At 68.0% G+C, this 15,253-nt stretch carries 16 protein-coding genes; 4 read left to right on the plus strand and 12 right to left on the minus strand.

What is annotated here, in order from left to right; translation table 11 throughout:
• Positions 1 to 143 precede the first annotated feature (143 nt).
• The 4 genes from ARC23_RS11680 to ARC23_RS11695 form a co-directional block, all read right to left on the minus strand.
• Positions 144 to 1,556 (minus strand): efflux transporter outer membrane subunit, encoded by a 1,413-nt coding sequence (locus ARC23_RS11680; protein WP_057497366.1) that lies wholly within the window; start codon positions 1,554 to 1,556, stop codon positions 144 to 146.
• Positions 1,553 to 2,635 carry an HlyD family secretion protein gene (locus ARC23_RS11685; protein WP_057497367.1) on the minus strand — a complete coding sequence of 361 codons (1,083 nt, stop codon included), beginning with the start codon at positions 2,633 to 2,635 and terminating at the stop codon, positions 1,553 to 1,555. Before ARC23_RS11685 ends, ARC23_RS11680 begins: the two co-directional genes overlap by 4 nt.
• 21 nt (positions 2,636 to 2,656) lie before the next feature.
• The gene (locus tag ARC23_RS11690; RefSeq protein ID WP_057497368.1) at positions 2,657 to 4,186 is read right to left on the minus strand and encodes an MFS transporter; all 1,530 of its coding nucleotides are present in this window, start codon (positions 4,184 to 4,186) and stop codon (positions 2,657 to 2,659) included.
• Between the two features lie 154 nt (positions 4,187 to 4,340).
• The gene (locus ARC23_RS11695; protein ID WP_057497369.1) at positions 4,341 to 5,258 is read right to left on the minus strand and encodes a LysR family transcriptional regulator; all 918 of its coding nucleotides are present in this window, start codon (positions 5,256 to 5,258) and stop codon (positions 4,341 to 4,343) included.
• A gap of 141 nt (positions 5,259 to 5,399) precedes the next feature.
• Here ARC23_RS11695 and ARC23_RS11700 point away from each other — a divergent pair, with 141 nt between their 5' ends.
• Together ARC23_RS11700 and ARC23_RS11705 are read left to right on the plus strand one after the other, a co-directional pair.
• A complete protein-coding gene (locus ARC23_RS11700; protein ID WP_057497370.1) occupies positions 5,400 to 5,846 on the plus strand; it encodes a universal stress protein in 447 nt (148 codons plus the stop codon).
• A gap of 5 nt (positions 5,847 to 5,851) precedes the next feature.
• Positions 5,852 to 6,322, plus strand: a complete 471-nt coding sequence (locus ARC23_RS11705) for a hypothetical protein (protein ID WP_057497371.1) — start codon at positions 5,852 to 5,854, stop codon at positions 6,320 to 6,322.
• 44 nt (positions 6,323 to 6,366) lie between these two features.
• On the opposite strand, the gene ARC23_RS11710 is transcribed toward ARC23_RS11705, so the two are convergent.
• From ARC23_RS11710 to ARC23_RS11735, 6 genes are all read right to left on the minus strand, one after another.
• Entirely contained in the window at positions 6,367 to 7,812 is a 1,446-nt protein-coding gene (locus tag ARC23_RS11710; RefSeq protein WP_057497372.1) for a GGDEF domain-containing protein, read from the minus strand.
• Between the two features lie 187 nt (positions 7,813 to 7,999).
• A complete protein-coding gene (fghA, locus tag ARC23_RS11715; RefSeq protein WP_057497401.1) occupies positions 8,000 to 8,830 on the minus strand; it encodes an S-formylglutathione hydrolase in 831 nt (276 codons plus the stop codon).
• A gap of 22 nt (positions 8,831 to 8,852) precedes the next feature.
• Positions 8,853 to 9,197: a YqcC family protein gene (locus ARC23_RS11720; protein WP_057497373.1), complete on the minus strand. Its 345-nt coding sequence runs from the start codon at positions 9,195 to 9,197 to the stop codon at positions 8,853 to 8,855.
• An 8-nt stretch (positions 9,198 to 9,205) separates the two neighbouring features.
• Positions 9,206 to 10,315 (minus strand): S-(hydroxymethyl)glutathione dehydrogenase/class III alcohol dehydrogenase, encoded by a 1,110-nt coding sequence (locus ARC23_RS11725; protein ID WP_057497374.1) that lies wholly within the window; start codon positions 10,313 to 10,315, stop codon positions 9,206 to 9,208.
• Positions 10,316 to 10,373: 58 nt separating this feature from the next.
• The gene (gene frmR / locus ARC23_RS11730) at positions 10,374 to 10,649 is read right to left on the minus strand and encodes a formaldehyde-responsive transcriptional repressor FrmR (protein WP_005411009.1); all 276 of its coding nucleotides are present in this window, start codon (positions 10,647 to 10,649) and stop codon (positions 10,374 to 10,376) included.
• Between the two features lie 69 nt (positions 10,650 to 10,718).
• Positions 10,719 to 11,624 carry a LysR family transcriptional regulator gene (locus ARC23_RS11735; RefSeq protein WP_057497375.1) on the minus strand — a complete coding sequence of 302 codons (906 nt, stop codon included), beginning with the start codon at positions 11,622 to 11,624 and terminating at the stop codon, positions 10,719 to 10,721.
• A 130-nt stretch (positions 11,625 to 11,754) separates the two neighbouring features.
• On the opposite strand from ARC23_RS11735, the gene ARC23_RS11740 reads away from it, so the two are divergent.
• Complete coding sequence (locus tag ARC23_RS11740) at positions 11,755 to 12,858, plus strand: alkene reductase (RefSeq protein ID WP_057497376.1); 1,104 nt, start codon at positions 11,755 to 11,757, stop codon at positions 12,856 to 12,858.
• Positions 12,859 to 12,970: 112 nt separating this feature from the next.
• Here ARC23_RS11740 and ARC23_RS11745 read toward each other — a convergent pair whose 3' ends face one another.
• Positions 12,971 to 13,648: an SMI1/KNR4 family protein gene (locus ARC23_RS11745; protein WP_057497377.1), complete on the minus strand. Its 678-nt coding sequence runs from the start codon at positions 13,646 to 13,648 to the stop codon at positions 12,971 to 12,973.
• Positions 13,649 to 13,759: 111 nt separating this feature from the next.
• On the opposite strand from ARC23_RS11745, the gene ARC23_RS11750 reads away from it, so the two are divergent.
• Entirely contained in the window at positions 13,760 to 14,176 is a 417-nt protein-coding gene (locus ARC23_RS11750; protein ID WP_057497402.1) for a VOC family protein, read from the plus strand.
• Between the two features lie 126 nt (positions 14,177 to 14,302).
• Here ARC23_RS11750 and ARC23_RS11755 read toward each other — a convergent pair whose 3' ends face one another.
• Positions 14,303 to 15,187, minus strand: a complete 885-nt coding sequence (locus tag ARC23_RS11755; RefSeq protein ID WP_057497378.1) for a LysR family transcriptional regulator — start codon at positions 15,185 to 15,187, stop codon at positions 14,303 to 14,305.
• Between the last annotated feature and the right edge of the window lie 66 nt (positions 15,188 to 15,253).

A 15,253-nucleotide genomic window follows, 5' to 3' on the forward strand; every position in this document is an offset into this window, starting at 1 on the left:
GCGTCCACCGGGTCCACAGCACGTGGCCCGGCGCACGACGGGCTCTGGTAGACGCCACCCTTGGTTGGTGCTCCCAAAAAACTGCCAACCAAGGTTGGCAACTACCGACGAACCGCCGGGCATGGCCCGGCGTTTCCCTATCGCTACCAGCCACCACCCAGCGCGCGGTACAGCTCCACCCGCGCGATCGCAGCCGTGGCCTGGCTGTTGGCCAGCGCGGCCTGATTGTCCAGCGCGATGCGCTGGGTGGTCAGCACATCCAGCATGTCGACCACGCCAGCCTGGTACTGGCGGCGCGCCGCCCGCAGTGCGGTCTCGCTCTCATCCACCGCCACGTGCAGCTGCACCGTGCGCTGCTGCTCGGCACTGTAGCCGCCGATGGCGTCGTCCACTTCATGCCAGGCCTGCAACACGGTACGGCGGAACTGCAGGGCCGACTGTTGCTGCTGCAGCCGGCTCAGCGCGAGGTTGGCCTTCAGCCGCCCGCCCTGGAAGATCGGCAGGCTGATCGACGGCCCGATGCTGAAACGGTGCGCGTTCCAGCCATCCAGATCATCCAGCTGCCTGGCCTGGAAGCCAGCGTCGCCATTCAAGGTGATGCGCGGCAGGAAACTGGCCTTGGCCACGCCGATGCCGGCCGTTGCCGCATGCAGTGCCGCCTCGGCACGACGGATGTCCGGGCGACGCTCGGCCAGTTCACTGGGCAGCCCCACCGCCACCGCTGGCAACGCCGGCCAGTCACGGCGTGCACCCTGCAGCTGCGCGTCCAGCGCCTGCGGCGGCTGCGCCAGCAGGAACGCCAGCGCATTGCGCAGCTGCGATTCGCGGTGCCGCAGCGGCGCGATACGTGCGTGCAGCGATGCCACCTGCGCGGATGCGCTGGCCACCTGCAGCGTGCTGGCCACGCCCTGCCGCTGGCGTGCCTCGGTCAGCCGTTTGATATCGTGCGCGATGCTGAGATTGTCCTCGGTGATTGCCAGCAACTGCCGCGTCGCACGCAGCTGCAGGTAGTCACGCGCGGTTTCCGCCAGCAGCGCGATGCGCACGGCATGTGCATCCTCCTCGGCCATCTGCACGCGCGCGTCGGCCGCTTCCACCTGGCGGCGCACGCGGCCCCACAGGTCCAGCTCCCAGCTCAGGCCGATGCCGGCCTGAAACAGGCCGTAGTCATCACGGCCGCCGTTGCCGGACGGATCATTCAGGCCCACCTCGCTGTTGCGTGCACGCACGCCACTGGCGCTCGCGCCGACGCTGGGCAGGCGGTCGGCAGCGGTGATGCCGCGTGCGGCGCGACTCTGCTGTACGCGGTTGGCGGCCAGCTGCAGGTCCAGGTTGGCCGCCAGCACCTGGTTGGCCAGCTGCCCCAGCATTGGATCATCGAAACCGGCCCACCAGGCCGCGTCCTGGTCGATGGCGTTGCCGGCGACGGCCTCACCCTGCCAGTGGCTGGGCAGTTCCGCCTGCGGGCGTACGAAGTCCGGACCCATCGTGCAGGCCGCCAGGGCCGTGCACAGGCTGGCCGCAACGAAGGTACGGAACACGGTGATCGCGCTCATGCACCCTCCCCGGCCGCCTGGCCCGGACTGTGCTGCACGCTCTGCGCGCGCACGCGGCTGCCCAGGTCAACGCTGGCTTCCACCGACATGCCGGCACGCAGCTGGTCCAGCAGCGGCTGGCCCGGCTCCAGCACGATCTTCACCGGAATGCGCTGCACCACCTTGGTGAAGTTGCCGGTGGCGTTCTCTGGTGCGACTGCAGCAAAGGTGACGCCGGTGGCTGGTGCAATGCTGTCGATGTGCCCGCGCAGCGGCGTGCCCGGGAATACGTCCACCTTCAGTTCGACCTGCTGGCCGGGCTGCATGCGGGTCATCTGCGTTTCCTGGAAGTTGGCGACCACGAAGGCGCGCTTCAGCGGCACCACCGCAGCCACCGGGGTGCCCGGGGTCAGGTAGGCACCCACGCGCACTGCGCGGCGACCGACCATGCCATCGATCGGTGCGCGCAGCGCGGTGTGCGACAGATCCAGTTCAGCGCGCGCCTGCGCCGCTTCCGCACGCTGCACCGCCGCCTGCGCGGCCTGTACGCCCGCGCTGAGGATGTCGGTGCGCTGGCGTGCGGTCGACAGCGCGGCCTGGCCCTGCTGCAGATGGGCACTGGCCACGGCCTGCTTCGACTGCGCCTGCTGCGCGTTCTGCACGGTACCGGCGCCGTCGCGGGCCAGTTCGCGGTAACGCTGCTGGTCGGCACTGGCCAGGGTCAGCTCGGAACGGCTGACATCGACACTGGCCCTGGCCTGCGCGATCAACGAGTCCTGCTGGGCCAGTGCGGCCTGCGCATTGGCCAGCTGTGCACGGGCATTGGCGAGGTCGGCACGGGCCGCCTGCAGGGCGACCTGGTAGTCGCGGTCGTCGATGCGGGCGAGCACATCACCGGCCTTCACCGACTGGTTGTCCTCGACTTCCACGGCACTGACGAAGCCGGGAATCTTCGGCGCTACCAGGGTGTAGTCGGCCACCACGTACGCATTGTTGGTGGTCTGGTGACCGCCATCGCGCAGCAGCAGCCAGGCGCCGACGGCCAGGGCCAGCACGCCCAGGCCCAGGCCGGTGTTGAGGGTGGTTCGATTGATCGTCATGAGGGGGTTCCTGCGAAGGGTTCAGGCCACGGCACGTGGCGGATGGATGCGGGTGGGCATCCAGGCAATGAGGGGAATGAAGGCCAGCGCCACCAGCGCGACCACCCAGTACAGGTCGGCCGAAGTCAGCGCCTGTACCTGCGCATGCAGGCGCGCGCCCAGCTGCGGGCCATCGGCCAGCCACGGTTGCTCGCCGAGGCGGTCGACCAGCACGGTGGAATGGAAATGACGGCGGCCCTGGGCGACAGCATCCAGCACGCCACCGGCGAGCACGGCAGCGAAGCCCTTGACCGTGTTGAACCACGCCGAGGCGAACGGGCCGTCCTGCGGCGCCAGGCCGCCGGTGGCCAGCATCAGCAACGGCAGCACCGCCATCGGCTGGGCGAACACCTGCAGCAGCTGCACCCACAGGAAGTTGTCGCCGATCCAGGCCACATCCAGGTGCGAGCCCAGCCAGCAGGCCAGCGCCAGCATCGCCAGGCCGGTGGCCTGCACCCAGCGGCAGTCCACCGCGCGGATGTTCAGCAGTGCCGCCACCAGCGGCAGCGCGATCACCTGCGGCAACGCCACCCACAGCAGCATCGGTGCGGTCTGCAGCGGCCGGTAGCCCTGCACGCTGGCCAGGAAACCGGACGGGATCGAGATCACTGCCAGCAGCACGAACAGCACGCCGCCCAGCGTCACCAGCGAGTAGCTGAGGTTGCGGTTGGCCAGCAGCTGCAGCTTGAAGAACGGCAGCGGATGGAACCATTCATTGATCATGAACAGCACCATCAGGCCGGCACCGCCACCGATCATCAGCGTGATCATCGGCGAGTCGAACCAGTTCAGGCGCGGGCCCTGCACCAGGCCCAGCACCAGCAGCACCAGCGCCGGCAGGCCCAGCAGCAGGCCGACGCCATCGAACTGGGCGAAGCGTTCCAGCCGCAGCGGGTCCTGCGGCAGGCCCCAGCCGACCATCGCCATCGCGGCCAGGCAGTACGGCACGATCTGCCAGAACGCCCAGTGCCAGCCCACCTGCTCGACCCAGAACGCGGCCAGCGGGGTGCCCATGCTTGGGCCGAACGTCGCCGTCAGCGCATAGCCGGCCAGGCCGTACAGCTTGATGCCCGGCGGCAGAAAGCGCAGCGCCACGCTCATCAGCAGCGGCGGCAGTGCACCACCGCACAGGCCCTGCAGCGCGCGCAGCAGCAGGAACACCTGCAGGTTCGGGGCAAGCGGGCACAGCACGCCCAGCACCATGAAGCCACCGATCATCGCCAATGCGAAGCGGCGCAGCGAGAAGGTGGCCGCACACCACGGTGCGAAGGCCATCGCGCTGACCGACATCGCGCTGTAGAGGGCGATGATCCAGCTGCCGTCATCGACGCTGAAACCCATCGCACCGCGGATGTCGGCCAGGGCAACCTTGGTGATGTTCTCGTTGAAGCCCGACACCAGCACTGCCAGCAGCACGCCACACAGGCCGACCAGAATGCGGCGATCGAGCCCGGGGGCGGCGGCAGGACGGGGCGCTGCGGCGGCCGGGACAGCGGCGGCCGGCGGACTCATCGCCGGGCACCGATCCGTGCACTGCACGGCATGTTGAGGGTCATTGGAATGCGCTCAGTGAAACTCCGGGGAGCGCAGTCTAGGGAGCCGGTGCCCTACGAAAAATGGCGTGGCCCGCACCCCACGCGTGCGTCAGGCGCACGCTCCGGTCCCGTCAGCGACGCCCATCCTCGCTGGCGTCGCACATGCCCTTGATCGCACGGCGCAGCCACTGGTGTGCCGGATCGTTGTCCATGCGCGGATGCCAGGCCTGTACCAGAGCCACCGTACGTACCGGCACCGGCAGCGGGAACATGCGCAGCGGCAGGCCCATGTAGGCGATGCGCTCGAGCATTACGCTCGGCATCTGCGGCAGCACCAGATCGGAATCGGCAGCGGCGAAGATCGCGCCATGGAAGGTGGGAATGACGACGGCCACACGCCGCTGCAGGCCAAGCAGCGCCAGTTCTTCGTCGATCGGCCCATGGGTCAATCCGCGCCGGGAAACAGCGATGTGGTCGCATGCCGCAAAGCGCTCGGCGCTGATTTCGCCATCGAACAGCGGGTGATCCGTACGGGCTGCGCCCAGCAGCGAAGTAGTGAACAGGTGCTGCACCTTGGTCTCGGGACTGTGCCGGCCCGCCGTACTGATGTACAGGTCGATGCGCCCCTGCACCATCGCGTCATCATCAGTGTCGCCCTCGGGAACGAAGCGCAACGTGCAATGCGGGGCCTGCTCGCGGAAGACTTCGCGCAGCCGACCACCGTAGCTGCCGACGAACACATCATTGGCCCGCACGCTGAAGGTACGCTCCAGCACCCGCATGTCGACTGCGCGACCGGCGTTGAATACGCGATGGGCCTGCTCGATCACATCGCGGACCTGCTCACGCAATTGCAGCGCACGGGGCGTGGGAGCCAGGCCTCGTCCGGCACGTACCAGCACCGGGTCGCCCAGCGCGGTACGGATCCGGCCCAGGGTACGGCTCATCGCCGGCGCGCTCAGGTTCATCCGCCGCGCAGCGGCGGCCACGCTGCATTCGTCGATCAGCACGTCCAGTGCCAGCAACAGGTTCAGGTCCGGCAGGGGCATGACAGTCTCCAGTAAATCAGATGACTCTACGACACGCGTAACGACCGTAGATTGCGTTTTACGCATTCATTGACTGCCGCGCACGGCATGGGTGCGCGCACGGACATCGGCGACCATCCCCGGCCTGCCAAGGAGACATCCATGTTCACTACCCTGCTGGTCGCCCTGGACGGCGGCCCCCAGCACGCGCGCGTGCTGGACCTGGCCGCGGCCATCGCCGGCCCGCGCAGCCGCCTGCACCTGCTGTGCGTGCTCGACCCCGAATTCGCGCTGGCCGCCGATGCCAGCGAAGCCGATCGCCGCGAGTATCCGGAAGCCGCGCGGCAGCGCTTGCAGGCAGAGACGGTGCTGGCCGAAGCCCTGGCCGAGCTGCGCGAGCGCGGCGTCGATGCCATCGCACAGATTCCCTCCGGCGATCCCGGCGAAGTGATCAGCGAGCAGGCGCTGCGCCTGAAGTGCGACCTGATCGTCATCGGCCATCGCCACCTGTCCCGGCTGGAACGCCTGTTCGAACCCTCGGTCGGGCAATGGACCATCGACCACGCGCCCTGCCCCGTGCTGGTGGAAACCCGCGACCCACACCCCTAGCCCCCATGGCTCCACGTTCCCCGCTGTTTCCCACGCGGGTCAGCTACCGCGCCTTCGGGCGCCAGTTCGGCCGCGGCGAACAGGCGCTGCTGGGCGCGATACGGCAGCTACGCGACCCCGATCTGCACGCCGATGGACTCGCCCAGCTGAGCGGACTGGGGCTTGGCCAGGAGGGCTGCGAGGCCTTCATCGGCCTGCTGCCACTGCTGGCCACGCCCGCGGCCCCGATCGATCTGCTGCCGGCCGGCTCGCCGTTCATTGCCGCCAGCGAACTGGACCTGCTGGTCTGCCTGCTGCGCATCGCGCAATGGCGGCACGCACGGCCCCGCGAAGACGACACGCTGGCACCGTTGCGTCGGCAGTTGGCGCGCTGCGCGACGGCCGTGCAGGCGGCACAGCTGCCGTTGCGGCAGCGCTCGTTGTCCCCGGTCGGGCTGAGGCTGCTCGATCCCAGCGGCTGGTTGCGGCAGCGATGACCCGGCCGCACCGCCCCGCGTTCGCATGCAGGGGCAGGACGCGCTCAACAGTCCATCGTTCCGTGCGCGCTGCCCTCGTCATCCAGCACGTGCGCATGCAGGACCACCTGGTTGCGGCCGGCACGCTTGGCGGCATACAGGCCGGCATCGGCATCGGCCAGCAGCTGATCGGCGCTGGCCATCGCGGGCGGATGCAGATAGCCCACGCCGATGCTGATACTGACCGGCCCTTCCGGCAGTGGCAGCGCCGCCACCGCCTCGCGCAGGCGCTCGGCCAGCGCCAGCACCCCCGACAACGCGCTGCCGGGCACGATCACTGCGAATTCCTCGCCACCGTAGCGCGCAACACGATCACCGGCACGACCGGCGCTCGCCTTCAGTACCGCTGCCACGGCCTGCAGGCAGCGGTCGCCGGCGGGATGGCCGTGGCGGTCGTTGAAGGCCTTGAAATGATCGATGTCCAGCAGCAGCAGGCCCAGCTCGGTGCCACTGCGCCGTGCGCGGTTCCACTCCGCCAGCAGCAGCGCATCGAACTCGCGGCGGTTGGCCACCCCGGTCAGGCCATCCTGCCGCGCCAGTTGGTCCAGTGCTGCCTGGCGTTCCAGAAGATCCGCCTGGAGCAGCACGCTGCGCAGGCCGAAGCCCAGGGTGGCTACGACGAAGCCCGCGACTGCCAATGGCCGCGCATGATCGACCACCAGCGTGCCGACCACCAGCAGCAGCAACGGCAGGATGATCGGACCGGCGGCCTGCACCGTCCGCGCCAGCCGCGGGTGTGGCGTTGCGCCTGTGTCCGGCGCCGTGTCCAGCGCCAGGCAGGCGATCAGCAGGAACGGTACGTCGATCAGCAGATCGTTGAACGCACCGAATGCATCATCGGATGTGTAATGGTTGATGTAGTAGGCCACCAGCAGGTAGGCCAGCGCGTACAGCGCCAGTGCGCGGAAGAATCTGCGCCGTTCGGGCACGTCGCCGGCCAGCCATCGCACCACGGCGAACCCGGCGATACACAGGTTCTGGATGTCGAACATGCGCTGCATGTTGGCCATCGCGTGGGCGTCGACCTCGACACGGGCGGCAAACGATGCGGTGTGTACGAAGAACAGCACACCCAGCAGCGCTGCCATCGCCGCGTCGATCAGGCTGATGCTGAAGCGCTCGCGGCGTGCCCGGGCCAGGATGAACACCAGCGGCACGCCATACAACACGTACAACAGCAGGCTGACGCGCGGAGTGAAGTCAGCCCGGCCGGCGCCCAGTGCGTCCACCATGTTGAACGTCATACCGCCGGCCCACAGCAGCATTGCCATCGCGGTGGCACGCCAACCCAGAGCGGCGCGGTCACGTTGCGCCCGTACCAGGCACGCGGCAGCGGCCAGCAGCGGCGCGCCGGCCAGGAACACGAAAGAGCCCACGCCCGCCGGGCCCGGCCAGAACGCCACGGCCAGGCCATGGCACAGCACATACAGCAGCGCCAGCACTACCGGCATGCCTTCCCCCATCCGCAAGGCCGTATGGGCGCACGATAGCGCGCCGGCACGCCACAGCGGCGTGATCCACTGCGGCAAAACGACACTCCGCGTGCACCACCACGGTAGTGCCGGCCGCTGGCCGGCAATCCCAGGCAATCACAAGGCTGCAGGTTGCCGGCCAGCGCCCGGCACTACCGGAATGCCCTCAGGCGTACAGCGCGCGGGCGTGATGGGCGATGTGCTCGCCGATGAAGCTGGCGATGAAGTAGTAACTGTGGTCATAGCCGGGCTGCAGGCGCAGGGTCAACGGATGACCGGCCGCTTCGCAGGCCGCCTGCAGGCGCTGCGGCTGCAGCTGGGTCTGCAGGAACTCATCGGCCTCGCCCTGGTCGACCAGCAATGGCAGCCGTTCTTCGGCCATGGCCAGCAGCGCACAGGCATCCCACTGCGCCCAGTCTGCGGGGTTGTCGCCCAGATAGGCGGTGAAGGCCTTCTGCCCCCACGGCACCTGGCTGGGCGCAACAATCGGCGAAAACGCCGACACGCTGCGGTAGCGCCCCGGGTTGCGCAGGGCGATCACCAGCGCCCCATGGCCCCCCATCGAATGCCCGCTGATGGCGCGCGCGGCGGTCACCGGGAAGTGGGCCTCGATCAGCGCCGGCAGTTCCTGCACCACGTAGTCGTGCATGCGATAATGCTTGGCCCACGGCTGTTCGGTGGCGTTGAGATAGAAGCCGGCGCCCTTGCCCAGGTCGTAGCCTTCGGCATCGGCCACCTCATCACCGCGCGGGCTGGTATCGGGCGCAACGATGATCACCCCGTGCTCGGCCGCATAGCGCTGCGCGCCCGCCTTGGTGATGAAATTCTGCTCGGTGCAGGTCAGTCCGCTCAGCCAGTACAGTACCGGCAGCGCCTGCGTCTGCGCCTGCGGCGGCAGGAACACGGCGAACTGCATCGGGCAGCCCAGCGTGGTGGAATGATGGCGGTAGACGTCCTGCCAGCCGCCGGAACAGGCGCGATGTTCGATGCGTTCCATGAAACTCTCCTGCGTGCCGGTCTCAGCCGCCACGTGTGTTGATCAATTCATCCAGCTGCGACAGCAGGCGCAGCAGCGGTCCGACGCCGGGCTGGCCGTCCAGATTGCGGTACGCGGCCACCGCCACCTGGCTGCGCGGCGGCCATTGGCCGCCAGCACAGGCTTCGTGCAGGCGGGGCAGGAACACCTGCGCCAGCCAGTGTTCGAACGGCATCTCATCGATGCCGAACGGTGAATCCACCGCACGCGGCGCCCCGACCGGCCCCTCGAGCCAGCCCAGCGCACGCAGCGCCTGCTCGATCGGTTCGACCAGGGCCGCGCGCGGGTCGTCCGCGCGCGGCCTGCACAGGGCATCCCGCCAACCCACGCCGCGGCTCAGTAGTGGACCACCGAACGGATCGACTTGCCTTCATGCATCAGGTCGAAGGCTTCGTTGATCTTGTCCAGGTCCATGGTGTGGGTCACGAACGGCGCCAGTTCGATATCGCCCTTCATCGCATCCTCGACCATGCCCGGCAGCTGGCTGCGGCCCTTCACGCCGCCAAAGGCGGTGCCCATCCACTTGCGGCCGGTCACCAGCTGGAACGGACGGGTGGAGATCTCCTGGCCCGAACCGGCCACGCCGATCACCACGCTCTGGCCCCAGCCACGGTGCGCGCATTCCAGTGCCGCACGCATCACGTTGACGTTGCCGATGCACTCGAAGCTGTGGTCCACGCCCCAGGTGGTCATCTCGACGATGACCTGCTGGATCGGCTTGTCGTGGTCTTTCGGGTTGATGCAGTCGGTGGCGCCGAACTCGCGGGCCAGCTCGAACTTGGACGGATTGGTGTCCACTGCGATGATGCGGCCGGCCTTGGCCTGGCGCGCACCCTGGATCACCGCCAGGCCGATGCCACCAAGGCCGAACACCGCCACGCTGTCGCCTTCCTGCACCTTGGCGGTGTTGTGTACCGCGCCGATGCCGGTGGTGACACCGCAGCCGAGCAGGCAGACATGCTCCGGGTTCGCGTCCGGATTGATCTTCGCCAGCGATACCTCGGCCACCACGGTGTACTCGCTGAAGGTCGAGCAGCCCATGTAGTGGTACAGCGGCTCGCCGTTGTAGCTGAAGCGGCTGGTGCCGTCGGGCATCACGCCCTTGCCCTGGGTGGCGCGCACCGCAACGCACAGGTTGGTCTTGCCGCTCCTGCAGAACAGGCACTCGCCGCACTCGGCGGTGTACAGCGGAATCACGTGGTCGCCCGGCTTGACGCTGGTCACGCCCTCGCCCACCTCCACCACGATGCCGGCGCCTTCATGGCCCAGCACCACCGGGAACAGGCCTTCCGGATCATCGCCGGACAGAGTGAACGCATCGGTGTGGCAGACACCGGTATGGGTGATCTTCACCAGCACTTCGCCCTTCTTCGGCGGGGCGACGTCGATCTCGACGATCTGCAGCGGCTGGCCGGGACCAAAGGCGACGGCGGCACGGGACTTCATGGTGGCTTCTCCAAAGACAGGCAGTAACAGGATGGGCGGCGCAATGTTGCGCCGTCGTTTATTTCAGGTACGAGCGGATCAGCGCGCTCATGTCGCGCACGCGTTCGGCGCGTTGTTCGTCGGACGCCGCGGGCTGGCCGAACTCCTCGCGCAGATGGGCCTCCATCACCTCGGACATCAGGCCGTTGACCGCGCCACGGATGGCGGCGATCTGCTGCAGCACCGGCCCGCAGTCGGCACCGGCTTCCAGCGCGCGGTCCAGCGCATCGCACTGGCCGCGGATGCGGCGCACGCGGGCCAGGACCTTCTTCTTCTCTTCGGGGGAGTGCGGCATGGCGAGGCCACCTCGGAACTATACTGGGGGATAGTATACACGCCCGCCTCCGAACTCAATCTGCCGGGGTCAATCGAACAGCCCCTGGCCTGCGAGCCGAGTCAGCTCATCCACCACATAACGCACCTTCGGCCGCAGGTGGCGGGTTGGCGGCCACAGCGCATGGATGTCGATATGCCGCTGCATATGCGCGTCCAGCACCGATTGCAGCGCGCCGGATTCCAAGTGCCGGCGCACCAGTGACTCCGGCATCTGGCAGATGCCCAGCCCGGCAATGGCCGCATCGATCACCGCATCGCCGTCGTTGAGCTGGTAGCGGGCGTTCGGGATGAACGTCCCATCCGCATCATCGCTGCCGACCCGCCACGCCACCGGTTGCCCATGCCGGAAGCCGACGATGCTGCGGTGCTGCGCCAGTTCCTCCACGGTCGCCGGCACACCGTGCGCCTGCAGGTACTCCGGCGATGCGCAGGTGACCAGTCGCTGGCGCCCCAGCCGCCGCGCCACCAGATGCTCGGCCTGGTGCAGCCCGCCGAAGCGGATCAGCAGGTCGATGCCTTCCTCGACCGGATCGACGAAGTGATCGGTGAAGGTCATCGTCAGCTGCAGGTCCGGGTACTGCCGGCACAACCGCAGCAGCACCGGCAACACCACCAGCCGCCCGAACGAGGACGGCATGTCGATGCGCAGCCGCCCGCTGGGCAGGCCGGCCGAGCCCAGGCAGGCCTCGGCCGCGGAGATTTCCTCCAGCGCCGCCGCACACGATGCGTAGTACGCCTCGCCATCGGTGGTCAGCGCGATGCGGCGCGTGGTGCGGTGGAACAGGCGCACGCCCAGCCGCGCTTCCAGCCGGGCGATGGCCTTGCCCACCGCCGAGCGCGAGATGCCCAGTGCATCGGCCGCTTCGGTGAAGCTGCCCGAGCGTGCGGTGGTAACGAAGGTCACCAGCCCATTCAACGATTCCAGCGGCAGCATCTGTCGCGCTCCATTGGGGACAAATAGTCCCGCACCGAGGGAGATCGAAGCGCTTTATGCACCCGCATGTCAACTCCATCCTGTGTGCATCGCGCCGCTGGCGCCCCTCCTCCGCACCGAGACGACCGACATGACCACCGCCCTGTTCCGCCCGTTCGACCTGGCAGGCACCGCCCTGCGCAACCGCATCGTGATGGCCCCGATGACCCGCGCCCGCAATCCCGGCAGCGTCGCCAACGCACTCACCGCGCAGTACTACCGGCAACGCGCCAGCGCCGGCCTGATCATCAGCGAAGGCACGCCGGTCTCGCCGCAGGGCCAGGGCTACATCGACGTGCCGGGTATCTGGTCCGACGAACAGGTGGCAGGCTGGAAGCTCGTCACCGAGGCCGTACATGCCGAGCAGGGCACGATCTTCGCCCAGCTCTGGCATGTCGGCCGCATGTCGCATGCTTCGCTGCAGCCCGACGGTGGCCAGCCGGTCAGCGCCGGCACGCGCCCCGTGGCCAGTGCACCAAAGAACACCTCGTTCGTGTACCTGGCCGATGGCAGCCGCGGCCATGCCGATCCAACCCCGGCACGTGCCCTGGATACCGCAGAGATTCCCGGCATCGTCGCCGACTTCGTGCGCGGCGCCGGGAATGCGATCGCCGCCGGCTTCGACGGCATCGAGCTGCATGCCGCCAATGGCTACCTGTTCGAGCAGTTCCTCAACCCGCTCATCAACCAGCGTGAGGATCGCTACGGCGGCTCGCTGCCGAACCGCGCGCGGCTGATCCTGGAGACGGTCGACGCGATGGCGCAGCGCATCGGTGCCCACCGCATCGGCGTGCGCCTGGCACCGAACAACCTCACCTTCGACATGCCGTTCTACCCCGACAACGAAGCCGCCTATCTGTACCTGGCCGAGGAACTGGGCAAGCGCGGGCTGGCCTATGTGCACCTCAACGACAATCTGCAGCAGGGTCAATCGGTGATGGGCGAAGCGTTCCTGCAGCAGTTCAAGCAGGCCTACGGTGGCACCGTGATCCTGGCCGGCGGCATGACCCGCGAACGCGCCCTGCAGCTGGTCGAGGCCGGCACCATCGACCTGGCCGCATTCGGCCAGCCGTTCATCGCCAACCCGGATCTGGTCGAACGCCTGCAGCGCAACATCGCGCTGGCCACGCCCGACCGCAGCACCTATTACGGTGGCGGCGAAGCAGGCTACCTCGACTACCCGGCCGCCGGCTGATCCCGCACGGGGCCCGCGCGGGGTCGGATCCCTTTCCAACGGAAAGGGCTCTGACCCCTGTTCGGCGGACAAGGAGTCAGAGCCACGCTGCGCGCGGATCCGACCCCGGCCTTCAGGCGTCCTCGCGCACGTAGGCGAACGACTCGTCCAACCGCTCGAAGCCGATCACCTCAGCGACGATGGCCTGCGCATCCTCATCGCTGATGTTTCCTTCAGCAATATCGTCGACACGGGCGAACAACCGCTGCAACGCCGCGTACTGGTCATCGCGCAGGAACGACTGGTGGCTCTGCAGCCAGCGCTGCAGGTTGCTGGCCAGCTCGCCTTCGGAAAGCAGCGTATACGGCGCTTGGTAGTCGGCAACCGCTTCAACCATCTTGCGGAACAGGAAATCCTGGTAATTGGCGGCCAGTACATCGGCACGATCATCGTCATGCCACACCAGCACCACCGGCGGCTCGGCAACACCGGGCGCGTTGCTCCAGAAGCAGTAGCTGTCGCCTGCCCCGGTTCGCGCGAACGGCAGCAGCTGCAGGTCGGGGCGCAGGGGATTGTAGTGGTCCTCGGCGGTCAGCTCCTGCCACACCTCGAGCAGCTCGTCGTGTTCCAGTGGTTCGTAATCCTGCGCGTACAGCAGCACCGGCGGATCCGCCTGCAGCGTCGGGAACACCACCTCGGACCACTCCGGATGCGGACCGCCCCAGCTCAACCGGCCTGCTGCCTGCAGCTGCTTGAACAACGGGGGGAAGGCCTGCCCGGTGGCCTGTTCGATGTCAGAGAGTGCGCTCATGGAAGTCCTTGTCGATAGAGGCCGCCCAGCTTGCCCGAATCCGCGCAGAAGATGAACCCGCAGCACGCGGCAGGACTAGACTGCAACCCTCGGATGCCGTCCATCGCTGCCATGAACGCAACTCCCCACAGCTTCATCGTCAACATCGACGTGCCGGACCTGGCCGCCGCCGAAGTGTTCTATGCGGCCGCTTTTGGACTGCGCGCCGGACGTCGGCTTGGTACCGGCGCGGTGGAACTGCTGGGCGGACCGGCACCGTTGTACCTGCTGCAGAACGAGACCGGCAGCATCGCCACCGAAGAAGGCGACGTGCGCGACTACGAGCGCCACTGGACGCCGCTGCACCTGGACTGGGTGGTGGATGACATCGAAGCCGCGCTGGCACGTGCGGTTGCGGCTGGGGCGATGCTCGAACAACCGGTGCGCGAGCGCCGCTGGGGCCGTATCGCCGTGCTGGCCGATCCGTTCGGCCACGGCTTCTGCCTGATCCAGTTCAGTGGCGAAGGCTACGACGCGCTGGTCGAATGAAGTGCTGGCTGCGTCGCGGGCGCCAATCCACGCATGGCGTGGACCTACTGATCCGCTTCAAGCAACGCGCGAAGGCTGTCGTTCCGCAGTGAACCCACGTCATGCGTGGATGCGAACCACCGCACCTCACTCCCGCAACATGTCCACGAACGCGCGCAGCGCACCGGGCATCTGCCGCTGCTTCGGGTAATACAGCGCGAACCCGGCGAACGGTTCGCTCCAGTCTTCCAGCACCGCCACCATCTGCCCCGATTCGATGTACGGCCGTGCGGTGTCTTCCAGCACGTAGGCCAGGCCGATGCCATCAAGCACTGCACCGACCACGGTGCCCTGCTCGCTCAACGTGAGCCGGCCCGGCACGTCGATCTCCAGCGCCTGCCCGCTACGCTCGAACTGCCATTTGTACAGATGTCCACTGGCAAAGCGGAAGCGGATGCATTCATGGGCGGCCAGATCGCGCGGATGCTGTGGCGCGGGGTGCCGCCGCAGGTAGTCCGGCGAGCCGACGATCACCCCGCGCAGCGGCGGCCCCATGGGCACTGCCACCATGTCCTCGGGCACGAACTCATGCAGGCGCACACCGGCGTCGTAGCCCTCGGCCACGATGTCGACCAGCCCGTCGTTCTCGGTCAGCTCCACCCTCACGTCCGGATGGGCGTGCAGGAAGCGCGCCAGCCTTGGCCCCAACTGGGTCGCCACCGCCGCTCGTGTCGCATTGATCCGCAACAGACCGGCCGGCGCGGCGCGGAAGTGGTTCATTTCTTCCAGTGCGTCGTGCACCTGCCCCAACGCCGGCTGCAGGCGCTCCAGCAGGCGCTGTCCGGCCTCGGTCAGCGCCACGCTGCGGGTGGTGCGATGAAACAGGCCCACGCCCAACCGTTCTTCCAGCGCGCGGATCGCATAGCTCACCGCCGAGGTCGACAGCGCCAGTTCGGCGCCGGCGCGGCGGAAGCTGCGGTGGCGGGCGACCGCAGCGAACGCGGCCAGATGGGTCAGGTTGTCAGTGGCCATTGTGCAGTTCCACTTGATGAATCATGCCGATATCCGCGCTTCTTGCCACTGGGCATGGGGCGTATT

The organism is Stenotrophomonas beteli (assembly GCF_001431665.1).
GTDB classification, from domain to species: domain Bacteria; phylum Pseudomonadota; class Gammaproteobacteria; order Xanthomonadales; family Xanthomonadaceae; genus Stenotrophomonas; species Stenotrophomonas beteli.